Genomic DNA, 21,660 nt, shown 5'->3' with positions numbered 1-21,660 from the left:
GGACCTCCTCGTTGCTCGGGCCGGATGGGACGGCCTACTTGGCCGTCTCCTCGTTGGCGATGTCGCCGGTCTTGAGGTTCGCCTCGATCAGCGCGGGCAACTGCTGGAGGAACTGGTCCTTCTTGGTGACCACGTGCTCCATGTAGGTGTCGACGTTGTCCTGGGTGACCTTCGGCATGAGGTAGACGGGGTTCTTGTCGACCTCCTCACCCTTGGCGATCTTGGCGGCCACGGCCAGGCCGGTGGCCAGCTCGACGGTGCCGTGCTGCAGGTTGGTGCCGATGAAGTCGCCGCTCTTGACGGCGTTGAGCCCGTCCTCGATGCCGTCGACGCCGACGATCGGGATCTTGACGCCGGCCTCGCGGGTGGCCTGCAGGGCGCCGAGCCCCATGTCGTCGTTCTCCGCGACGACGCCGTCGATCTTGTCGCCGAAGCTGGAGAGCCAGTTCTTCATCTTGTTGACGGCCTCGTCGCGCTTCCAGTTGGCCGTGTCCTTGGCGAGGATCTTGATGTCGGGGTACTTGGCCAGGACGTTCTGGATGCCCTTGGTACGGTCGATCTCCCCCGACTGGCCCAGCGGGCCCTGGAGGACGACGATGTTGCCCTTGCCGTCGAGCTCGTCCGCCATCATCTGCATCTCCTGCTCCCCGGCCTTGACGTCGTCGGGCAGGACGGTGCCGGCCAGGTCCTTGCTGTCGAGCCCGGCGTTGACGGCGAGGAACGGGATGTTCTTCGCCTTGGCCGCGGCGACCTGCGGGCCGAGCGAGTCGGCCTGGACGGGGACGACCATGATGGCGTCCACGCCGGCGTTGACGTACTGGTCCACCTGGCTGGCCTGGGTGCTGACGTCCAGGTTGGCCGAGTTCCAGAGGACCTCGATGTCGTTGGCCTTGGCGTAGGCGTCGATGCCGGCCTTCCCCGCGGTGATGAAGGACGACATGTCGTAGACGCTGATGCCGACGCGGAGCTTTCCCTCGCCGGACGCGCCGGCGTTGGGGTCGCCCGCGCCGCAGGCGGAGGTGGTCAGCAGGGTCGCGCTCGCGGCGGCGAGGGCGAAGGCACGCAAGCTTTTCATGCGCATGGATGCTCCATTGGTGCGTTTCGTGCAGGTCTGTTGGGGAGGTGGGGCGTCAGCCCCTGCGTTTGGCGGACCAGACGTCCACGGTGACGGCGGCGACGATGAGCGCTCCCTTGATCACGCTCTGCCAGTAGGCGGGGACGACGAGGATGTCGAGGCCGTTGTTCAGCGTCTGGATCAGGAACAGGCCGAGCGCCGTGCCGAGGATGCTGCCCCGGCCGCCGAGCAGGCTCGCGCCGCCGATGACGACGGCGGCGATGGCGTCGAGCTCGTAGCCCTCGCCGAGGTTGGGCGGGCCGGAGATGACCCTGGATGCGAGCATCACGCCCGACAGCCCGGCGAGCAGACCGCTGAGCGCGTAGACGCTGAACAGGATCCGGGTGGTCTTGACGCCGGCGATCTGCGCCGCGACGGGGTTGCCGCCCACGGCGTAGACGCGCATCCCGTACGAGGTCCGCTTCATGATGAGGGCGAGCGCGACGATGCCGACGATCATGACCACGACGGGGATCTGCAGGCCGAAGATCTTGTTGTTGGCGATCTCGCCGAAGTTCTGCGGCAGGCCGTTGATCGGCGCGCCCTGGCCCACGACGTACGCCAGGCCGGACGCCGTGGTCAGCATGCCGAGCGTGGCGATGAAAGGCGGCACGTTCACTTTCGAGACGAGGAAGCCGTTGACCGCCCCTGCCGCGAGCCCGACCAGCATGGCGACCAGAAGGGCCAGCCAGAGCCGTTCGGGATGGCCCTTCACGGTGTAGGCCGCGGTCATCGCGCTGAGCGCGATGATGCTGCCCACCGACAGGTCGATCCCGCCGGTGAGGATGACCAGCGTCTGTCCCAGCGCGATGAGCGCGAAGGGCGCCGCCGCGATGGCGATCGTCTGGAGGTTGTCCAGCGTGCCGAACCGGGCGCTCCGATAGCTGAAATAGGCGATGATCAGGAGCATCACCACCACCATCGAGTGGCGGATCAGCTGGTCCCGGACCCATGGTCCGGACAAGCGCCAGGTCAGGAGCCGAGCGGCCGCTCCGCCGGGCTTCGTAGGCTCCTGGGCTGACTCCTGCGTAATCATCGGCCCTCCTTCTCGGTGTGTCGGGGCGCGAGGCCGCCCTTCGCGTTCAGTCCGGCGGCGTACCTGAAGATCAGGTCCTGGACGTGGGGTGAGGACAGCTCCTCGCGGGTGAGCTCGCCCGCGACCGCTCCTCCGCGCATGACGAGCGCCCGGTGGGCGAGGCTGAGGATCTCGGGCATGTCGGAGGAGGCCATGACCACGGCCATCCCGGAGGCTGCGAGCTCGGTGATGATGCGGTAGATCTCGCTGCGCGCGCCGACGTCGACGCCGCGGGTGGGCTCGTCGAGCAGCAGGACGTTGACGCTGCCGGTCAGCCAGCGCGCCAGGACCACTTTCTGCTGGTTGCCGCCGGAGAGCGTGCCGACCTGCTGTGACAGCCCGCGGCTGCGCAGCTTGACCGACTCCATCGCCGCGCCGACCTGCTTGCCGCGACTGCGCTGCCGCAACCAGCCGGCGACGGTGAAGCGGGACAGGCGGGGCAGGGAGCCGTTGTCCAGCACGTTCATGGTCAGCACGGCCCCGGCTCCCTTGCGGTCCTCAGGGACGAGGGCCATGCCGCTGGTGATGGCGGCAGCGGGAGCGTTGCGCTTGACGGGCTTGCCGGCGACGGTGACAGTCCCCGCTGCGCTTCTGCGCACGCCGAAGATCGCTTCGAGAAGTTCGGTACGGCCGGCCCCCACGAGCCCGGCCAGCCCGAGGATCTCGCCGCGGCGGACGGTGAGGTCCACCGGCCGCGGATAGCCGCTGACGTGCAGCCCGCTGACCTGAAGGGCGACCTCGTCACCCGGGGGGTGCAGGTCGGGGAAGAACCCTTGCAGTTCGCGTCCGATCATCGCGTGGACGATCTCGTCGTCGGTGATGTCGCCGATCGGCCGGTCGAGGACCAGCCCTCCGTCGCGCAGCACGACCACCCTGTCCGCCAGGGCGCGGATCTCCTCCATCTTGTGAGTGGTGTAGAGCATGGCGACGCCCTGCTCCCGCAGCCTGCCGATGACGGCGTAGAGCCGTTCGACCTCGCGTTCGGAGATGGCCGAGCTGGGCTCGTCCAGCAGCAGGATCCGGGCGCCGCCGCTCGTGCTCTTGACGATCTCCACGAGCTGCCGCAGGCCGACCGGCAGCCGCCGCATCGTCGCCTGCGGGTCGATCTCCACGCCGAAGACGTTCAGGAGCTCGCGGGCCCTGCGCGCCATCGCCCGCCGGTCGAGCAGCCCTGCCCGCGTGCGCAACTCCCGGCCGATGAACAGGTTCTCGTACACCGTCATGTCCATGATCGGCGCGAGCTCCTGGGGGATGATCGCCACTCCGTGCCGGTGTGCCGCCTGCGGGTCGGCGTGGGGCAGGGGCTCGCCGCCGACCAGGACCCGGCCTCCGTCCGGCTTGACCTGGCCAGACGCGATCTTCATCAGCGTCGACTTGCCCGCGCCGTTCTCTCCGGCGAGGGCGGTGACAGAACCGGCGTCGAGAGCCAGAGAGACGCCTTTCAGCACGGGCACGCCGCCGAATGCCTTGGCCAGATCTCGGCACTCCAACGCGACATCTTCCACGAATGATCTCCAGACCCGGCCTGGCGGCTCGGTGTTTGGTCGGGGTCCACCCGGGGACGGTGGCGGTCCGGAACGGGTCCGGACACGTGCGGAAGGTGCCGGTGCGAGAAGCCGGTCCAGGTCAGGATGGCCGGCGCTCGCCCGACGGGCTCCGAGCGAGATCCCTTTTGTTTGCTTGTGTGAACATCACACGAAACGACATCCCAGTGTCAAGAGTGCGTTACCCATTCGATACATCCTGCACGTCCTCGCCCCTGCGCCCTCCTGACCAGCAGAAGGCGGCATTACCCAGCCTTGAACAAGCCGGCCGCATCCTCTATCGTTCACTCGCCAGCAGGTCCACGGCGTCTCCGGATGAGGCTGCGGGTGTGACAGTTGACAAGACTGAACAACAAGGGAGAACGAAGACGGCATGGGCGTCAGGAGCAGCGTGGACCTGGAGAGCAGGCGTCAGGCTCTGGCCGACCTGCTGTCGTCCAGCGGCAGTCTGCGCATAGAAGACCTGGCCGCCCGCTTCGAGGTCAGCACCATGACCATCCGCCGGGATCTGCAGGCGCTGGAGGACGAAGGCCTGGTCCGCCGGGTGCGCGGCGGCGCCGTCAGCTCGGCGCAGCCCTTCGAGGCCCGTAAGAGCCGGGCATGGAGGGCCAAGGAGGAGATCGCGCGGAAACTGACCAGCCTGGTGCCCTCGGGCGGGGTGGGCATCTGCATGGACGCCTCGTCGACGCTGGCCGTGCTCGCCGGCTCGATGCCTCCCGCCGACAACCTCTCCGTCGTCACCGACGGGATCGAGACCTTCCTGACCCTGACCAGGAACCCACGCGTACACGCCTATCTGACCGGAGGTCAGAAGGACCCCAACGCGGGCAGCCTCGTCGGTCCCCTGACCTCACTGACGCTGAAGCAGTTCTCGTTCGCGCGGGCGTTCCTGTCCGCCGCCGCCATCGACCCGCACTTCGGCACCAGCGAGTTCAGCGCGGAGGAATGCGAGATCAAGCGGCTCATGGCCGAGCTGTCCGAGCACGTCGTCATGGCGGTCGACTCGCAGAAACTCGGCACGGGAGCCGCCGCCCGCTGCCTGCCCTGGGACGGGATCGACCTGATGGTCACCGAGCTCGATGTCTCCGACGACCGGCTCGACCCCTACCGCGACCACGTCGAGCTGCTCTGACCCCGCCCCTGCGCCGCCGCTACGGCATCCCGCGTCCTGCGCCTTCCACCGCGTACGTGACCAGCGTGGTGAGCACGTCCCTGACCGACGTGCGGTCGCGCACGTCGCAGAGCACGATCGGGACGTGCGCGGTCAGTCCGAGCGCCCGCCGTACCTTGGCCGGGTCGTGGCGGCGGGCGCCGTCGAAGCAGTTCACGCCGACCACGAACGGGATGCCGCGCTGCTCGAAGTAGTCCACCGCGGGGAACGAGTCCTCCAGGCGGCGGGTGTCGGCGAGCACGACCGCGCCGAGCGCGCCGAGCGCGAGCTCGTCCCACATGAACCAGAACCGGTCCTGCCCGGGGGTGCCGAACAGGTACAGCCAGAGCCCCTCGCGAATGGTGATGCGGCCGAAGTCCAGTGCCACGGTGGTGGTGCTCTTGGACTCCACCCCCGAGACGTCGTCCACCCCGACGCCGCGCTCGCTCAGCAGTTCCTCGGTGTGCAGCGGCCGGATCTCGCTGATCGTGCCCACCATGGTCGTCTTGCCGACACCGAACCCGCCCGCGACGAGGATCTTGATGGCCAGCGCCGAGGTGACCGCGGTCGCCCCCGGCTCATAGGCTGCGTAGTCCATCCAGCACTTCCCTGTAGATGTGTTCGTCGATCGTCTGCGCGACCGGGCGCGGGCGCTCGATGGTGACGAAACCCTCGCGCCGGAGGTCACCCAGGATCACCCGGGTGACGTTGAGCGGCAGCCGGAGGTGCGCCGCGACGTCCGCCACCGGCGTCGGTCTGCGGCACACCGACAACACGGCCCGATACTCCGGGATCAGGTCCGCGAGAGTGTGCGGGCCGCCGACCGTCGTGACGATGGCCACCAGGTCGAACGTCTCGCCCTGCGGGCGCGCTCTTCCCCCTGTCAGGCCGTACAGCCGGATCAGCGGCCCGGGATCCTGGCCTGTCACGGCCGCGAGCCGTTCCAGGCGGGTGCCGGTGCCGCTCCTCTCGGCTGCGCGGAGAGGTGCTCGCCGACCCTCTTGACCATGAGCGCCATCTCGTACGTGACCATGCCCAGCTCGGCGTCACTCGCGGCGAGCACGGCCAGCCGCGCGCCCTGACCGGCGGCGGTGACGAACAGGAAACCACCCTCCATCTCGATGATGGTCTGCCGCACGCCGCCCAGGTCGAAGTGCCGTCCCGCGCCCATGGCGAGGCTGTGGCTGCCGGCGGAGATGGCGGACAGGTGCTCGGCGTCCTCCCGGGTCAGCTCCCGGGAACCTCCCATGGCCAGTCCGTCGGAGGACAGCACGATGGCGTGCCGGATGCCGGGGACGCGCTGGGTGAGGTCGTCGAGGAGCCAGCTCAGTTCACTTCTGGGGTCGGGCATCGGGATGGTCGTCCTTTCGGTTCCACATGTCGGCTCCGTGCTCGACGTGGCGGCGTCCTTGCCGCCAGCCCTGCTGCATGGACGACATGAGTTGTGCGAGTTCCTCAGGCGAGCGCGCCGATACCGGTCGCCGCGCAGGGCCTCCGGTGGAACGCAGCTGGGGAGCCATGCTTGCCTGCGGTATCCGCATCGGCAGCCCGTCGAGGTCTTCGTCCGCGTCCTGAGCCGGCACCGTGACGCTCCAGTCGACGGGCGGTCCTGGCGGGTGGGTGGCGGAGGGGGGAGCCTGCCATGGGACCGGCCCGGAGATAGGTCCCGGGATCGGCCCGGAGATCCGCCTAGAGACAGGGCCGGAGACAGGGCCGGTCAGCGGCTCGTCCGCCGGCCGGGCCGGGTCGCCGCGTCTCGGCGCGGGCACGGCCTCGAACCAGGTGGGTCGTGCGGGCTCGGGAGAGGGACCGGCCGGATCGGCGTGCTCGCCGGGGACGCTCGCGCCGTTCACCCCGTCCGGCCGTTCGGGAGCCGCGGACACGGTGCCAGAAAGGGCGCCGGAAAGTATGCCGGAGGGAGGGCCGGCGGGCGCCGTGCCGAGCGCCCGCGTCGGCTTGCCCGCGCGGTCTCCCGCGGTGACCGAGGGGTTGCCGGCCTCGGCGAGCAGGACGGTGGGCAGCAGCACGATCGCGGTGGTCCCGTCGTACGGCGAGGGGCGCAGCGAGACCTTGATCCCGTGCCGGGCCGCGAGCCTGGCCACCACGAAGAGGCCGAGCCTGTCGCTGTCGGCCAGGTCGAACTCGGGCGGCTCGGCCAGCCGGGCGTTGTACTCCTGGATCACGGCCTCGGGCAGCCCCAGCCCTCGGTCCTCCACCTCCAGGGCGAAGCCGTTGGCCGCGGTCATGCTGCGGATCTGCACGGTCGTGTCGGGTGGGGAGAAGACGGTGGCGTTCTCGACCAGCTCGGCGACCAGGTGGATCACGTCGGTGACGGCCGCGCCGACGAGCAGCGGGGCGTCCGGCATGGGGGCGACGGAGACGCGGGTGTAGTCCTCGACCTCCAGCACGGCCGCGCGCACGACGTCGAACAGCGGCACCGGGTCGCGCCAGCGGCGGGCGGGGGCGGAGTCGGCCAGGATGATCAGGTTCTCGGCGTGCCGGCGCATGCGGGTGGTGAGGTGGTCGAGCTTGAACAGGTCCTCCAGGACCTCCGGCTCCTCGACGCGGCGCTCCATGGTGTCGAGCAGCGAGAGCTGGCGGTGCAGCAGCGCCTGGTTGCGCCAGGCCAGGTTGAGGAAGACCTGGCTGACGCCCTTGCGCAGGGTCGCCTGGCCCACCGCGGCCTCGACCGCGGTGCGGCGTACGGCGGAGAACGCGTTGACCACGCGGTCGACCTCGGCCGTGTCGGCGGGGGCGAGGCCGGGCGCCTCGGTGGCCGGGTCGACGTCCTCGCCGCGGCGCAGCCGCGCGACCAGCCGGGGCAGCCGCTGCTCGGCCAGCTCGACCGCCGAGGCCTGCAGCCGCTTGAGCTCGTCGATCAGGGACTGGCCGAACCGGTACGACAGGGCCAGCGACGCGACCATGGCCGCCAGGCCCAGCAGCAGGACGAGCCCGATCCGCCAGTAGGCGCCGGTCTTCTGCCCCTCGGCCTCGGCGGCGGCGCGGGCCAGCTCCTCCTGCGTGTCGCGGTTGATCGTGTTGAACACGGCGTCGGCGTCGCTCTTCCACTGGGCCGGCTCGACCGGCGGCGCCCCGTTGGTGTCCCAGCTGAACAGCTCGTCCTCGACCTCGACCAGCCGCTTGTAAGCAGCGCTCGCGACCAGCTTGTCGTAGTCGGCCCGCAGGTCGGGGCCGGCGTCGCGTTCGGCGTTGGCGAAGACGAGCCGGCGGCTGGTCATCGCGGCGACGAAGGCGGCACGGTCGGTGGCGGTCATCTTGCGCTGCACGATCGTGCTGGTGAGCACCGCGTGCTCGCGGCCCAGGTATTCCGCGGTGGTGTTGTAGGCGGCCATGCCGCGCACCGCGCGGTAGGAGGAGACGCTGCTCAGCGCGTCGCGGTCGTCGAACTGCCCGTTGGCGACGCTGATCAGGTTGTCGTACGCCTGGATGATCGTCAGCGGTGGGGCGAGCACGCCGCCGTCGGCGGAGGCCCGCAGCGACTGGAGCCCGTCGAGCGCCTGCACGAGCGCCTGCACCTGGGCCGGGGTCTCGGCGCCCGCGGACTCGACGTCGACGGCGCCGATGACCTCGCGTAGGCGTTCGACCTTCTCGTCGGTGACGTGCCGCTGCTCGGCCAGGGGCGCGTACGTCGCCGTGCTCTTCGGCGCCTCAGCCGAGAGCTGGCGTTCCCGCTGCAGCTCGACGATCAGTTGTAACAGGGGCGAGCCGATGGCTTCCCAGCGGTCCTGGGTCTGGGAGACCTCGACGATCTCCTCCACGCTGGAGTAGGCGATGAACCCCCAGAGGGCGACCATGGACACGAGCGGGAGCAGGAGGATCCTGAGCAGCTTGGTGCGGAGAGGTGGGGGCGAGCTCATGCATCTTGTCCAATTCCGCGCGTGATGATGCGCCGCTGGCAGTCGCAACCTGGTACCGGCCCCCGAGAATCCCGTCACGACTGGTACGCCTGTGGTCCGTCCACTATGCCGATGGGGCAGATGTACTTCAAGCAACAGATGTGAACATTCGTCCCGAATGGTGTGTTGACTCTTTGTCAGCACACGATTCGTGAAGGTAACCCTGGGTGAGGATCACGGACGGTGATTCCGGGTCCGCGTTTCCTTACCGGAAGGCCTTATCCGTAAGGCTTCACGGTCACCATGTTCGCCCCCTCCGCCACGGTTCGGCCGAGTCACGCCGGCGATGTCCGGGTGCTCGCTGCCTGCACGACGGCGGGGTTCCGTTCTGCCCCGATTCAAGGGACGATGCGGTAGGAACCGGGCAAAACGGTCAGGCAACGGTTTTTGGTCTGCTCTTGACGTCCGCTAAGGGACGTTCCTAAGTTGGCCTCCCAATGAACGCAAAGACAGTTCCACTGAGTGGAAGCGAAGCCCGCACCAGCTACCTCGCCCGGTTGCTCGACGTCCTGGACGTCGCGGTCACCCACGACCGCGCCCCCCTGCAACTGGGCGAGATCGCCGCGGCGGCGGGCGTACCGCCATCGACCGCGTCGAGGCTGGTCGCGCTGCTCGTCGAGCGCGGATTCCTGGTGCAGCTGGACAGGTCCGGCTACGCCGCGGGGCCCAGGCTGCTGCACCTGTCGGTGCGCACGCTCGACCAGATGCACGCCGCCGACCGGCTGAAGGCCTCCGTGGAGGCCCTGGCCGAGCAGACCGGCGAGAGCGCGAGCGCGGGGCTGCTGGTGGGCGACGAGATCGTGCTGGTGGCGCGGAAGGAGCCCGCGCACTCGCTGCGGGCCGTGGCGCGCGTCGGTGACGTGCTCAACCCGCACACCTCGGCCATGGGCAAGGCCGTCCTGGCGATGTTGCCGGCGCAGCGGCGGCTGGAGGTCCTCCGCACCGCCGTCGGCGACCGGGCCGAGCAGGCGCTGCGCGAGACGGAGGCCGAACTCGCCACCGCCCGCCGGGAGGGGTTCGCCGTCGACGAGGAGAGCTACGCGGTCGGCCTGCGCTGTCGCGCCGCCGCGATTCTCGACCGGTCGGGACACGCGGTGGGCGGCATCTCGATCGCCGGGCCCGCGGCGCGCTTCACGCGCGAGAACGCCAACGCCTGCGTGCCCGCGCTGCTGGCCGAGGTCAAACGGCTGTCCCTGGAGATCAGGAGAAACAATTGAGCACGTCGCAGACCCTCTACGAGCGCGCGAGCCGGTACGTCCCCGGCGGGGTGCATTCCAACACCCGCTTCCAGGCGCCGCATCCCGTCTATTTCCACCGTGCCGAGGGCGCGTACCTGTGGGACGTCGAGGGCGAGCGTTACCTCGACTGCACCATGGGCAACGCCTCGGTGATGCTCGGCCACGCCCGCCCCGAGGTGGACGCCGCCGTCGCTGGCGCGGTGAGCCGCGGGCTGACCACCGGCGTGGAGACCGAGGCCGCGGTGACCGCGGTGGAGCTGCTCGCCGGGATGATCCCGGATTTCGGCCGGGTCAGGTTCGCCAACACCGGCACCGAGGCGCTGATGCACGCGCTCACGATCGCCCGCCACCACACCGGCAGGGAGCGGGTGGCCAAGGCCGAAGGCGCCTACCACGGCTGGTTCGACCCGCTCTGGGTGTCGACCTGGCCCACCCCCGACCAGGTCGGGCCCGCCGAACGGCCGGCCGCGCCCCCCAGCTCCGCCGGCCTGTCGCGCTCGGCGCAGGGCACCGTGGTGCTTCCGTGGAACGACGCGGCCGCCACCGAGCGGCTGCTGCGCGAGCACGCCTCCGACCTGGCCGCCGTGGTCGTGGAGCCCGTGCTCATCGACATCGGTTTCATCCCGGCGACCGGCGAATACCTGCGGCTGCTCCGCGACCTCACCGCCGAGCTGGGCATCGTGCTCATCTTCGACGAGCTGCTCACGGGCTTCCGCCTGGCGCCGGGCGGCGCCCGCCAGGTCTACGGCATCACCCCCGACCTGACCACGTACGGCAAGGCCATCTCCAACGGTTACCCGCTGGCGGCGGTCGAGGGCCGCGTGGACCTGCTGGCCGCCACCGACCCGTCGAGCGGCGGCCCGGTCGGCTGGGTCGGCACCTACAACGGGCACGGCTCGGCGGTGGCCGCGGCCGCGGCGACCCTGCCGCTGCTGGCCGACGGCTCGGCCCAGGCCCGCCTCGACCGGCTCGGCGGCCTGGTGCGGGACGGCTTCGCCGAGTTGTCGCGCACGTACGGCATCCCGGCCGTGGTCGCGGGCGGGGGCGGCCACTTCCAGCCGTACTTCCTGTCGGAGCCGGTCACCGGCTACCGCACGGCCATGGTCAGCGACCCGGCCCGCTACGCGATCCTGCACGGCGTCGCGCGCGAGCACCGCATCCTGCTCCCGGCCAAGCCGCTGCTGCACGCGGCGCTGTCCACCGCGCACACGGAGGCCGACGTCGCCGCCCTGCTGAAGGCGGCCGAGGAGGCGTTCGCGGAGATGAGGAGGAGGACGACATGACCGGTGCCGCGACCAGCAGCGGGCCCGATGCCGAGCTCCGCGGCATCCGCAAGGTCTACGACAACGGCGCCAGAGGCGTCGAGCAGGTCGACTTCACCGTGGCCAAAGGGGAGTTCTTCTCCATGCTGGGCCCCTCGGGCTGCGGCAAGAGCACGACGTTGCGCATCCTGGCGGGGCTGGAGGAGCCCACCTCGGGCGAGGTGCTGATCCGGGGCGAGCCGATGCGGGGCCGTCCCGCGCACCGGCGCCCCACGAACATGGTCTTCCAGCGCCTGGCCCTGTTCCCGCACCTGACCGTGGCCGACAACATCGCGTTCGGGCCGAAACTGCGGCGCAGGCCGGCCAGGCAGGTGGCCGAGATCGTCGGCTCGATGCTGGACCTGGTGGACCTGGCCGGGTACGGCAAGCGCTACCCGGCCCAGCTGTCGGGCGGCCAGCAGCAGCGGGTGGCCATCGCCCGCGCGCTGGCCAACGAGCCGGCCGTGCTGCTGCTCGACGAGCCGCTGGGCGCGCTCGACCTGCGGCTGCGGGTGCAGATGCAGCAGGCGCTCAAAAGGATCCAGCACGACTCGGGCACCACGTTCGTCTACGTCACCCACGACCAGGTGGAGGCGCTGACGATGTCGGACCGCATGGCGGTGATGAACGAGGGCCGCATCGAGCAGATCGGCCCGCCGGCCGAGCTCTACCGGTCGCCGGCCACCACGTTCACCGCCACCTTCCTCGGCGACACGAACCTTTTCGAGGGCGTGTACGAGGGCGGCCTGCTGGAGTCGGAGGGCATCGGCGTCAAGGTGGCCAGGCCCGGCCGCGCGGTGTCCGTACGGCCCGAGCACGTCGCCGTAGGCAAGGGCTTGACCTGCGCAAACCGCTATCACGGCCGCCTGGAGGACGTGATCTTCCAGGGTGCGAGCACGCGTTACCACGTACGCCTGGCCTCCGGGGTCCTGGTGATCTCCGAACGGCGCGAAGAAGCCGGATCCACCCTGACGGTCGGCGACGAGGTCGAGATCGGCTGGGACGTGGACGCCGGTGTCGTCCTCGACCACTGAGGGAGTTAGATCGAAATGACGGATATCTCGCGACGCCGGTTTCTCGGTACCGCGGCCGGAACGGCGGGCCTGGCGCTCGCCACGGCCTGCGGCAGCGTGTCCCCCCAGTCCGCCGCGCCGTCCGCGTCGAAGGGCGGCAAGCTCACCCTGACCATGTTCGCCTTCCTGGGCGGCGACCTCGGCAAGATGCCCAAGGAGTTCGCCAAGGAGTACATGGCCTCCCACAAGAACGTCGAGCTCAAGATCTACGAGCAGTCGAACTCCGTCGGCTACACCAAGATGCTGGCCCAGAAGAAGGCCGCCCCCGACCGGCCGCTGGTCAACTTCGGCTTCTTCAACGCCCAGACCTCCGTCCAGGGCGCCGACGACAAGATGTTCACCAAGCTCGACTACGCGGCGATGAGCAACGCCGCCGACATCGACGAGCGGTTCCGCTACGACGACGGCATCGGGATCGGCATCGGCATCGACCAGCTCGGCCTGCTCTACAACAAGCAGGAGATCGCGCGGGCCCCCGGCTCGTGGGCCGACCTGTGGAACCACGCCCACCAGGGAAAGGTCGCGTTCTTCTCCTTCCCCTGGTACGCCGTCTACATGGCCGCCAAGCTCAACGGCGGCGGCCTGGAGAACATGGAGCCCGGCTGGGAGTTGTGGAAGCGCGAGGCCGGGCAGATCCGGCTGCTGGTCGAGTCGAACCCGCAGTACCTCAACGTGCTCAGCAACGGCACCGCGCCGCTGACCGCCTACTTCGCCGGCACCGGACAGCAGTGGATCAACTCCGGCGCCCCGCTGGCGTACGTCGTGCCCAAGGAGGGCGCGATCCCGCTGCCGGTCAACCTCCAGGCCGTCGCGGGCCAGTCGCAGAGCCAGCTCGAGGCCATCCACGACATCATCAACGAGATGCTCTCGCCCAAGTGGTGCGCCCGCTGGGCGGAGACGAGCGTCGAGGTGCCCGCCAACACCAAGGCCGAGCTGCCCGAGAACCTGGCCGGGCTGCCCGCCTTCAGCAAGGCGACCAGCGACGGGTTCCAGCAGATCGACTACGGCATCGTGGGACGCAACAACGCCGAGTGGCAGAAACGCTGGGAAACCGACGTCGCCTCGCGCATCTGAGAGGCCCGGCGACATGCGCAGACATCGCACGGCCTACCTGCTGGCGGCGCCCAGCGTCGTCCTGCTGGCCGGTGTGTTCGCAGGGGCCATGCTCACCCTGCTCGAATACAGCTTCCACCAGTATCTGCCCGACGGCACCGACATCGCGCACACCACGGCCACCTGGCAGACGTTCCTGACGGGCGGCTACCACTGGCAGATCGTCAGGGAGACCGTGGTGCTCGGCCTGATCACCACGGTCGCCGCCGCGGTGGTCGGCTATCCCACGGCCTACGCCCTGCACCGGGTGCGGCGGTCGCGGTGGCGTTACGTGGGCCTGTTCATCATCTTCGCCCCGCTGCTGACCAGCGTCGTGTCCCGCACCTACGGCTGGGAGCTGATCCTGGGCGACAGCGGGGTGCTCAACAGCCTGCTCGAACCGGCCGGGCTCGGCCCCGTGGAGCTGCTCTACGAGCGCTCGTCCGTGGTGATCGCGCTGGTGCACATCCTGCTGCCGTTCATGGTCTTCCCGATCACCCAGTCGCTCGGGCAGCTCGACCCGGCGTTCGGGGAGGCGGCGGGCGACCTCGGCGCGGGCGCGTTCCTGCGCTTCGTCAAGGTCACGCTGCCGCTGACCATGCCCGGCCTGATCGGCGGGGCACAGCTGGTGTTCGCGCTGTCGATCAGCTCGTTCGCCACGCCCAGCCTGCTCGGCGGCGGGCGGGTGAACGTGCTGGCCACCGAGATCTACGACAACGTCAACAACGTCGACTGGCCGCTCGCGGCGGTGTCGTCGTACGCGCTGCTCGCGCTGGCCGTCGTCGCGCTGGGCGTCTTCGGCTGGCTGCAGCGGCGCAGCGGGCGGGCCGAGCAGGGCGGGGTGACGGCGGCGGGCGCGGCCTCCACCGGAGCGCGCGGCTGGAGCGTGTGGCTCGCGATCGTCTACGCCTACGTGCTGCTGCCGCTGGTCATCATCGTCATCAACTCGTTCTCGTCCGTCTCGTACGGCACGTGGCCGCCGCCGGGGCTGTCGGCCAAGTGGTACGCCAACCTCTTCGAGCAGGAAGGGCTGGGCGCGGCGACCCTGCTGAGCCTGGAGGTGGCGATCGCGGCCACCGTCCTCGCCATGGTCATCGGCACGGCCGTCGCGGTGGCGCTGGTCCGGCACCGCATGCCGGGGCGCGGGCCGCTGCAGTCGTTCGTGCTCTCGCCCACCGTCGTGCCCAAGGTGGCCTTCGGCTTCGCCGGGTTCATCTACCTGCACCGGCTGGGCCTGTTCGGCGGGGTGGCCGGCCTGGTCGTGACGCACACCGTGATCGTGCTGCCGTTCGTCGTCATCGTGGTGACGGCGGCGCTGATGCGGGCCGACGCCACCCTCGACGCGGCCGCCAAGGATCTGGGGGCCGCGCCGCTGCGGGCCTTCCGGCTGGCCACGCTGCCGCAGGTCAGGCCCGCGCTGATCGCGGCCGCGCTGTTCGCGTTCGTGGTGAGCTTCGACGAGGTCGACATGACGGTCTTCCTGCTCTCGCCCGACCAGAACACGCTGCCGGTCTGGATGTTCGTCTACATGCAGAAATTTCAGGACCCGACGCTGGCCGCGCTCTCCACCCTGCTCATCGTCGCCGCCCTGGCCGTCGCCGCGACCGTCGCGGTGCTGCTGGCCCGCTCCGGCGTGTTCTCCTCGCTGACCACCTCCCCAGAAGAACCCGTAGAGAAAGTGAAGGAAGGAACCTCCGCATGACCGTCGAACAGATCCCGGTGACCACCCTGGCCAGTGGCCACCGCCTGGAGCTGACCGTGCACACCCTGCGAGGCGCCTCCGACGGCCCGCGCATGGTGATGTTCGGCGGCATCCACGGCGACGAGCCGATGGGATCGGAGACGGTCCGCCGCCTCCTGGATGCCATCGACCCCGCCCATCTCAGCGGCACCGTCGTCGCGGTCCCCGTGGCCAACCCGTACGCCCACCAGGCGCTGACCCGCAACACGCCGCTCGACGGCGTCAACCTCAACCGCATCTTCCCCGGCGACAGGGGCGGCAGCGTCACCGAGCAGCTGGCCGCCGTGCTCTCCGGGATCCTGGAGGGCGCCGACTACTTCATCGACTTCCACTCGGGCGGCAACTTCGCCACCGTCGAGTACGCCTACCTGCACGACGCCGGCGCCGAGATGTCGCGCGCGTACGGCACGTCCGTGCTCTACCGCGGCCACCCGTACGGCGGGTCGGCCACCGGCTGGGCGCTGGAGAAGGGCGTGCGCTGCATGGTCAGCGAGCTCGGCGGCGGCGGCCAGCGCATCGAGCACTACCTGAGGCGGGGCGTCGACGGCACGCTGAACGTCCTGCGCGCCGTCGGCATGCTGCCGGGCGACCCGGTGGCGCCGCCGGAGGACCAGGTGGTCGTGGACACGCTGACCACGCTCAGGCCCACCGTCGGCGGCACCGTGCTGTCGGACTTCGGCGCCGCACGCCTGGGCGAGCGCGTCCCCAAGGGCACGGTGCTGGCCAAGGTCGTCAGCCCGTACACGTCCGAGGAGCTCGAAGTGATCACCGCGCCGTACGAGCCGAGCATCCTGGTCCTCGGCCGCGAGCACCTGACCAACGTCGCGCCCGGCGACTACGGCTTCATGGTCGCCGACGGGGCCACCGCCAAGCCGGCCGACCCGGGCTGAGCGACAGGGACGCGTGGAGGGATGCCGAAGCGTCACGCAGCGTCGCCGTGATGCGTACTACCGTCATCGGGTATGAGGCACACCACCGTCATGACATCGTTAGCCGCCGCCTTTCTGGTCGCCGGTTGCTCGATCACCACCCCCGAGCCCGACCAGAAGGGCATCGTCTACGACGCGGGCATCTTCTCCGACACCACGTTCCAGAACTGCGTCGAGCCGGGCGTGCGCGACGTGTCCGGCCCGGGAGACCAGGGTTACGTCTATCCGGCCGGCCAGCGCACGTTCGAGTTCGCCGCCGACCCCAATGATCCGGAAGGGGAGAAGACGAAGCCGGGGGCCGAGTCCGGGCCGCTGACGATGTGGACCAAGGACCCGCTGGAGATGCGGGTGTCCGGCGTCGTCACGTTCTCGCTCACCAGCGACTGCAAGACGTTGCGGCAGTTCCACGAGCAGATCGGGCTGAAGTACGACGCCGACACCGACGAGGGCTGGGACAAACTGCTCAGCGTCTACATCGGGCAGCCGCTCGACCGGGCCCTCGACGCGGCCAGCAAGGAGTTCGCCTGGCGCGAGCTGACCTACCGCGACCCGCAGGCCAAGCAGCAGTGGGAGGCGAAGGTCGCCGAGTACATGGGGCAGTTCCTGCGCGAACAGGGCGGCACCGCCTTCTTCGACAAGTTCTCGGTCACGCTGCAGCAGCCGCAGCCGCCGCTGAAGGTGCGCGAGGCGATGGCCGCCGTACAGCAGGCTCAGGAGGAGAACACGGCGCAGAAGGCGAAGAACGAGAAGGCGCGCACCGAACTGGAGGCCATCAAGGCGCTGAAGGACGTGCTCGGCGCGCAGGGCGCGGTCATGTGGCAGGCCGTCAAGGACGGGCGCATCCAGATCATCGTCTCCGACAGCGGCCAGATCAACGTCACGCCGAACCAGGGTCGGAAGTGAACTGAGCGCCCGTGTACAGACTGATCGTCAGATCGATCGGAGCGGGCGCGGATCGCCCGAGCCGGCGACCCATGGCGGTCACGTCCGGTCGCGGTGGCGTTGTGGACTGATCCCCCGGGCTCGTTTGAAGGCGGCGCTGAACGCGAACGCGCTCCCGTAACCGACCTGACGGGCTATGGAGTCAATCGTGGCGTCTGAGTCCTCAAGGAGATCGGCGGCCAGGTCGATGCGCCGTCCTGTGAGGTATGCCATGGGTGGCATACCGATGAGATCGGTGAAGCGGCGGGCCAGCGTCGCTCGGGACACTCCGGTCCGCCCGGCGAGCGCAGCCACCGTCCAGGGATGGTCCAGGTGGCCGTGCATGAGTCGCAGGGCAGGCCCGACGACGGGATCCTGGCTGGCTCGGTACCAGGCTGGCGCATCGGCATCGGGCCGGATGAACCATGTGCGGAGGAGCGCGACGAGCAGGGAATCCAGAAGTCGGTCGAGTACGAGATCTTGGCCCGGCTCGTTCCGCACGGTCTCCTCGGCGAGTAGCGACACCAGCACAGATCCGCTGTGGGCGGCCCGGGGGATGACCAGAAGCGGCGGCAACGCGTTGAGCAGGCGCGTGGCGATCTCGCCTGGCGCCTGGTATTTGCCGATGAGCAGCACCGTCGAGTGATCCGGGCCGTCACCACAGGTTCGCATGCCGTTGGCCCAAGTGCGCACCCCGGTGTCGGCGACCTCGGGCGACCCCGGGCTGGCTCGGGTCGTGCGTCGGGGGCCTGGCTGAACGACTACCTGGATCGGAGTGCGGGGATCATCGGCGAAGGTGAACGTGTCCGGGCCACGCATCACCGCGATATCGCCTGCGTCCAGTCGGACCGCATCGCCGGCGCTGGGCACTACCCAGGGCATCCCGCGCAGGGTGGCGACCACGCTGAGCGGTGCCCTGTCCTGTACCTGCACCGACCACGGTGGGCTCTGGATGGTCCGCAGCACATACGCGTCCCTGGCTCTGGCTCCGTCGAGCAGGGTCGACAAGGGGTCCACTGGCGCAGTGTAAGACGCACCATTATGGATACGCGAGCCTCGAGCATGGCCGGTGAACACGACGTACTGGTGGACTGTGGATCATGACAGCGACTGCTCCAACGACGTTGGTCCTCGCGGGGACCGGTAAGACCGGACGCCGCGTCGTGTCCGGGCTCGTAGCGCGTGAAGTGCCGGTACACATGGGCTCACGGCGTGCCGAGCCGCCTTTCGACTGGCAGGACGACACCACATGGGAACCCGCGCTGCGAGGCATGGACGCGGCTTATGTGGCCTTCTATCCTGATGCGGCGTTCCCCGGTGCGGCCAGGACCGTGGGTTCCTTCGCAGACCTGGCGGTGGCCTGCGGCGTCCGGCGCCTCGTTCTGCTTGCTGACCGCGGTTCTGCCGAGGCCGAGCGGTGTGAACAGGCGGTGCGGGACTCGGGTGCGGAGTGGACCATCGTGCGGGTGGGCTTCATCACCCAGAACTTCAGCGAGGGGTTCCTCGTAGAGATGGTCCGCGCCGGTGTGGTCGCGCTTCCGGCTGGCGATGTCGCGGAACCGTTCACTGACGCAGAGGACATCGCGGATGTCGCCGTTGCGGCGCTGACGGAGAACGACCATGCCGGCCGGATCCACGAAGTGACCGGACCACGACTGCTCACCTTCGGCGATGCCGTCAGCGAGATAGCGAGGGCGACCCGCAGGGAGGTTCGGTATCTGCCGCTCAGTCCTGAGGAGTTCGTCTCATCCCTGACCGGACGAGGCGTACCGGCCGAGTACGCGACGCAACTGGCCGGCCTGATGGTCGAGGTCTTCGACGGCCGTAGGTCCAACGTGACCGACACCGTCGAGCGCATTCTTGGCCGGCCGCCCCGCGACTTCGCGGATTACGCGCACCAAACCGCAGCAACCGGTGTCTGGGATACCCACGCTCAGTCCTCTGGTGGAGCCTGACGTGCTACACGGGCACTGAGCGGCCCACCCCCGGTCGGCGCCTGTCCGCCGGGTCAGGCGAGCCGGGGCCTCAGAGCTTGAAGAGCTTGGGGTACGGCGCGGCGATGCGGCGGGTCTGGGCGCCGAAGTCGACGAGGACGGCGACGCCTTCCTCGACCCCGACGACCGAACCGAGGCCGTAGGTGTCATGGCTCACCATGTCCTGCAGGACGAAGCTCTCGAGCGGGGGCGGGGCGACTTCGGGGACGTTGAACGGGCTCCCGGGAAGGCGTCGCCGAGGTGCGGATCGGTTTGACGTCATTGATACAGTATGCGCTGTTTCAGGGGAAAATATCTCGATCTTCGCATTGAAAACGGTGTTTGTGCAGGTCAGGGGGTTGACGACGGGTGGCGATCCGGATCGCGAAGCGGCCGGTGACGTCGGAGCAGCCTGGACGATGCGGGGGCACCAATCTCGACGGCTCGACGCTGGTCAGCAGCAAGCCGGCGGGCGACGGGGTCTATGACTAGCGCAACCTGGTGGTGGCCACCCAGCTGCCCGTGCTGAACCACCGGCAGCTGCGCAACGACCTGGTGGCCACGCCCAGCTACAAACACCTGACCTCCGTTCCGCCCGACCAGGCGGCCATCGACATCACCGTCGAGCGGCCCATCCTGCACGTCGAACTCGACCAGGGCGGCGGCCGGCGACTGCACGTCATCAACGTGCACCTGAAATCCAAGCTGCCCACCGAGATCCCCGGTCAGAAGATCGACACAGACAGTCCCCGCCACGGCCCGCTACACCCTTTTCCACCAGGGCCGGGGCAACATGTTCGACCACATGCTCATCACCCGCAACCTGCTGGCGAACTACCTGGGCTCCGAGATCTACAACGAGCTCCTGCACGACGAGTCGGCCGCCTTCGCCGTCGATCGCAAGTATCCCGAATCGGACCACGCCCCGGTCGTCGCCACCTTCCAGTTCGACTGACCCCTGAGGACAGCCGCCCGGTCAGGCCGGTTCCGGGCGTGTGGGGCACGAGTCGGTGGTCCGGCCGGTCTCGAAGTACGCGAGCACCTTCGTGACGCAGCCGGGCACCTTGATGGCGGAGCCGTGCACGTCGTCGTCCATGCGCACCAAGGTGCCGCCGATGGTCTTCTGCGTGGCGACGACGCCCTCCCACGGCGACAGGTTCTCGTACCGGTGGCCCGACAACATCAACGAGCCGCCGTGGCGCTTGAGCGGCGTCTTGTTGACCGCCAGCGGCCATCCCGCGCACGCCGGCGCGACGGGGGTGGTCCTGCCGGTCACCGGATAGCGCTTCAGGCGCTTCTGGTAGGCGTTCCAGGCCGACTCGAACGAGCGCGAGCCCAGATCCTCGTTGCAGTGGTACGCGAGGTTCGCCGTCTTGTCGGTGCCGGAGGGCGCGCCGGACGGCGGGCTGCCGAACACCTTCCTGACCGTCGGCGGGGCGTTCGGCCCTTCGGCGTCCCGCAGTTCGCTCAGCACCTGGGCCATCTGGGACCAGTTGAAGCTCGGGCTGCCCGCGGCCTGGGAGATCAGGGCACCGTCCACGGTGAGGTCGATGTCGGTGAAGGTCAGAGGCTCCTCGTCATACGACTTCCGCATCTTCTCCACCGCCGACACCACCTGCCGGCGGGTCGTGCCGAGTCCGTACTCGTCGTTCCGCTCGGCGATCCAGGCGGCCATGCGCCGGAAGTTGCGGTCGGTGGCCTCGGCGCGCAACTCCGTGGCGACGTCCGTCCTGGAGTAGGGCGGTGCCGGGCTGTCGAGCCACATCCGGGCGATCTTGCCGCCGTGGATGCTGCGCAGGACGGTGCCGAGCCATCCGCCCCAGGAGACGCCGTAGAAGCTGATCTTCTTCTCGCCCAGCGCGGCGCGGATCCTGTCGACGTCATGGGCCGCGTTCTCGGTGGTGAGCTGCCCGATGAGCTCGGGGTTCGACTCGGCGCACGCCTTGTTCCGCTTGACCGTCTGGTCGTAGGCCTTCCTGGCCTGCTCCTTCGTGACCGGGCCCGGCTGCGGCCGTCCGCCCTGGCCGCCGTCGGAGCAGTCGGCCTTGGTGCTCCGGCCCACACCCCGAGGGTCGAATCCGATCAGGTCGTAGCGGTCGTCCAGCTCGACGCCCGTGGCGACGAACTCGACGGGCATCAGATAGCCGCTGCCGCCCGGTCCTCCGGGGTTGAGCACCATGGTGCCGAGCCGGCGCTTCTGGTCGGTGGCCTTCAGCCGGGTCAGAGCAACGGTGATCTGCTCGCCGCGCGGGTCGTCGTAGTCACGGGGGACGCTGATGGTTCCGCACTCCATGCGGTCAACCAGTTGCCTGGCCTTGGCGAGCTGCTCCTCGGACAACTTTCTGCCCAGCTCGTCGTCCGAAAACGCAGGGCACGTCGCCCAATCGACGGCGGAGGGCTTGGTCCAGGCGCTCACCGCCGCGGTCGGCGAGGCGAGGACGACGGAGCCCGTCAGCAGAGCTCCCAAGGTCATGCCGGTCATGCCGGCCGCTGTCGTGCGATTCACAACTCGAAGTCCTTCGGAAGGAACGCACCGCGGAGACGACACCGCGGTGTGCCGGGAATTCCGGGCTTCTCAGTTGTGCACCAGCG

21 protein-coding genes are annotated in these 21,660 nt (G+C 69.4%); 10 read left to right on the top strand and 11 right to left on the bottom strand.

Annotated features, from left to right (window positions below):
* Window positions 1-34 precede the first annotated feature (34 nt).
* The 3 genes from ABGB14_RS33300 to ABGB14_RS33290 are packed head-to-tail and all read right to left on the bottom strand — an operon-like array spanning window position 35 to window position 3,694.
* A complete protein-coding gene (locus tag ABGB14_RS33300; protein ID WP_347647809.1) occupies window positions 35-1,081 on the bottom strand; it encodes a substrate-binding domain-containing protein in 1,047 nt (348 codons plus the stop codon).
* Window positions 1,082-1,130: 49 nt separating this feature from the next.
* On the bottom strand, window positions 1,131-2,150 hold the full coding sequence (locus tag ABGB14_RS33295) for an ABC transporter permease (RefSeq protein WP_347647808.1): 1,020 nt from the start codon (window positions 2,148-2,150) through the stop codon (window positions 1,131-1,133).
* Window positions 2,147-3,694, bottom strand: coding sequence for a sugar ABC transporter ATP-binding protein (locus tag ABGB14_RS33290; protein ID WP_347647807.1), 1,548 nt, complete (start codon window positions 3,692-3,694; stop codon window positions 2,147-2,149). Before ABGB14_RS33290 ends, ABGB14_RS33295 begins: the two co-directional genes overlap by 4 nt.
* Window positions 3,695-4,106: 412 nt before the next feature.
* On the opposite strand from ABGB14_RS33290, the gene ABGB14_RS33285 reads away from it, so the two are divergent.
* On the top strand, window positions 4,107-4,865 hold the full coding sequence (locus ABGB14_RS33285; RefSeq protein WP_347647806.1) for a DeoR/GlpR family DNA-binding transcription regulator: 759 nt from the start codon (window positions 4,107-4,109) through the stop codon (window positions 4,863-4,865).
* A 19-nt stretch (window positions 4,866-4,884) separates the two neighbouring features.
* Here ABGB14_RS33285 and ABGB14_RS33280 read toward each other — a convergent pair whose 3' ends face one another.
* The 4 genes from ABGB14_RS33280 to ABGB14_RS33265 are packed head-to-tail and all read right to left on the bottom strand — an operon-like array spanning window position 4,885 to window position 8,761.
* On the bottom strand, window positions 4,885-5,481 hold the full coding sequence (locus ABGB14_RS33280; RefSeq protein ID WP_347647805.1) for an ATP/GTP-binding protein: 597 nt from the start codon (window positions 5,479-5,481) through the stop codon (window positions 4,885-4,887).
* Window positions 5,462-5,812: a DUF742 domain-containing protein gene (locus ABGB14_RS33275; RefSeq protein ID WP_201760457.1), complete on the bottom strand. Its 351-nt coding sequence runs from the start codon at window positions 5,810-5,812 to the stop codon at window positions 5,462-5,464. Before ABGB14_RS33275 ends, ABGB14_RS33280 begins: the two co-directional genes overlap by 20 nt.
* On the bottom strand, window positions 5,809-6,234 hold the full coding sequence (locus tag ABGB14_RS33270) for a roadblock/LC7 domain-containing protein (RefSeq protein ID WP_347647804.1): 426 nt from the start codon (window positions 6,232-6,234) through the stop codon (window positions 5,809-5,811). Before ABGB14_RS33270 ends, ABGB14_RS33275 begins: the two co-directional genes overlap by 4 nt.
* Entirely contained in the window at window positions 6,215-8,761 is a 2,547-nt protein-coding gene (locus ABGB14_RS33265) for a nitrate- and nitrite sensing domain-containing protein (RefSeq protein ID WP_347647803.1), read from the bottom strand. The genes ABGB14_RS33270 and ABGB14_RS33265 overlap by 20 nt, the downstream gene beginning before the upstream one ends.
* 476 nt (window positions 8,762-9,237) lie before the next feature.
* Here ABGB14_RS33265 and ABGB14_RS33260 point away from each other — a divergent pair, with 476 nt between their 5' ends.
* The 7 genes from ABGB14_RS33260 (at window position 9,238) to ABGB14_RS33230 (ending at window position 17,077) form a co-directional block, all read left to right on the top strand.
* The gene (locus ABGB14_RS33260) at window positions 9,238-10,017 is read left to right on the top strand and encodes an IclR family transcriptional regulator (RefSeq protein WP_347647802.1); all 780 of its coding nucleotides are present in this window, start codon (window positions 9,238-9,240) and stop codon (window positions 10,015-10,017) included.
* The gene (locus tag ABGB14_RS33255) at window positions 10,014-11,321 is read left to right on the top strand and encodes an aminotransferase class III-fold pyridoxal phosphate-dependent enzyme (protein ID WP_347647801.1); all 1,308 of its coding nucleotides are present in this window, start codon (window positions 10,014-10,016) and stop codon (window positions 11,319-11,321) included. The genes ABGB14_RS33260 and ABGB14_RS33255 overlap by 4 nt, the downstream gene beginning before the upstream one ends.
* Window positions 11,318-12,373 (top strand): ABC transporter ATP-binding protein, encoded by a 1,056-nt coding sequence (locus ABGB14_RS33250; protein WP_347647800.1) that lies wholly within the window; start codon window positions 11,318-11,320, stop codon window positions 12,371-12,373. The genes ABGB14_RS33255 and ABGB14_RS33250 overlap by 4 nt, the downstream gene beginning before the upstream one ends.
* Before the next feature lie 15 nt (window positions 12,374-12,388).
* Window positions 12,389-13,486, top strand: a complete 1,098-nt coding sequence (locus ABGB14_RS33245; protein WP_347647799.1) for an extracellular solute-binding protein — start codon at window positions 12,389-12,391, stop codon at window positions 13,484-13,486.
* 13 nt (window positions 13,487-13,499) lie between these two features.
* Complete coding sequence (locus ABGB14_RS33240) at window positions 13,500-15,206, top strand: ABC transporter permease subunit (protein WP_347647798.1); 1,707 nt, start codon at window positions 13,500-13,502, stop codon at window positions 15,204-15,206.
* Window positions 15,203-16,135: a succinylglutamate desuccinylase/aspartoacylase family protein gene (locus ABGB14_RS33235; RefSeq protein ID WP_347647797.1), complete on the top strand. Its 933-nt coding sequence runs from the start codon at window positions 15,203-15,205 to the stop codon at window positions 16,133-16,135. Before ABGB14_RS33240 ends, ABGB14_RS33235 begins: the two co-directional genes overlap by 4 nt.
* 90 nt (window positions 16,136-16,225) lie before the next feature.
* Window positions 16,226-17,077, top strand: a complete 852-nt coding sequence (locus tag ABGB14_RS33230) for an SPFH domain-containing protein (RefSeq protein WP_347647796.1) — start codon at window positions 16,226-16,228, stop codon at window positions 17,075-17,077.
* A 78-nt stretch (window positions 17,078-17,155) separates the two neighbouring features.
* On the opposite strand, the gene ABGB14_RS33225 is transcribed toward ABGB14_RS33230, so the two are convergent.
* The gene (locus ABGB14_RS33225; protein ID WP_347647795.1) at window positions 17,156-18,112 is read right to left on the bottom strand and encodes an AraC family transcriptional regulator; all 957 of its coding nucleotides are present in this window, start codon (window positions 18,110-18,112) and stop codon (window positions 17,156-17,158) included.
* 83 nt (window positions 18,113-18,195) lie between these two features.
* Here ABGB14_RS33225 and ABGB14_RS33220 point away from each other — a divergent pair, with 83 nt between their 5' ends.
* Window positions 18,196-19,050: an NAD(P)H-binding protein gene (locus tag ABGB14_RS33220; RefSeq protein ID WP_347647794.1), complete on the top strand. Its 855-nt coding sequence runs from the start codon at window positions 18,196-18,198 to the stop codon at window positions 19,048-19,050.
* Between the two features lie 70 nt (window positions 19,051-19,120).
* Here the strand turns inward: ABGB14_RS33220 and ABGB14_RS33215 are convergent, their stop codons facing one another.
* A complete protein-coding gene (locus ABGB14_RS33215; protein ID WP_347647793.1) occupies window positions 19,121-19,351 on the bottom strand; it encodes a hypothetical protein in 231 nt (76 codons plus the stop codon).
* Window positions 19,352-19,419: 68 nt separating this feature from the next.
* Entirely contained in the window at window positions 19,420-19,824 is a 405-nt protein-coding gene (locus ABGB14_RS33210; RefSeq protein WP_347647792.1) for a hypothetical protein, read from the bottom strand.
* 49 nt (window positions 19,825-19,873) lie between these two features.
* On the opposite strand from ABGB14_RS33210, the gene ABGB14_RS33205 reads away from it, so the two are divergent.
* The gene (locus ABGB14_RS33205; RefSeq protein WP_347647791.1) at window positions 19,874-20,023 is read left to right on the top strand and encodes a hypothetical protein; all 150 of its coding nucleotides are present in this window, start codon (window positions 19,874-19,876) and stop codon (window positions 20,021-20,023) included.
* 21 nt (window positions 20,024-20,044) lie between these two features.
* Here the strand turns inward: ABGB14_RS33205 and ABGB14_RS33200 are convergent, their stop codons facing one another.
* Window positions 20,045-21,574, bottom strand: coding sequence for an alpha/beta fold hydrolase (locus tag ABGB14_RS33200; protein WP_347647790.1), 1,530 nt, complete (start codon window positions 21,572-21,574; stop codon window positions 20,045-20,047).
* Window positions 21,575-21,660 lie beyond the last annotated feature (86 nt).

Origin of the sequence: Nonomuraea sp. B10E15, from assembly GCF_039871615.1 — a bacterium.
In the GTDB taxonomy this organism is placed as follows: Bacteria; Actinomycetota; Actinomycetes; order Streptosporangiales; family Streptosporangiaceae; genus Nonomuraea.
The sequence above is the reverse complement of the archived record's forward strand: the minus strand, read 5'-3'. Positions and strand labels throughout refer to the sequence as shown.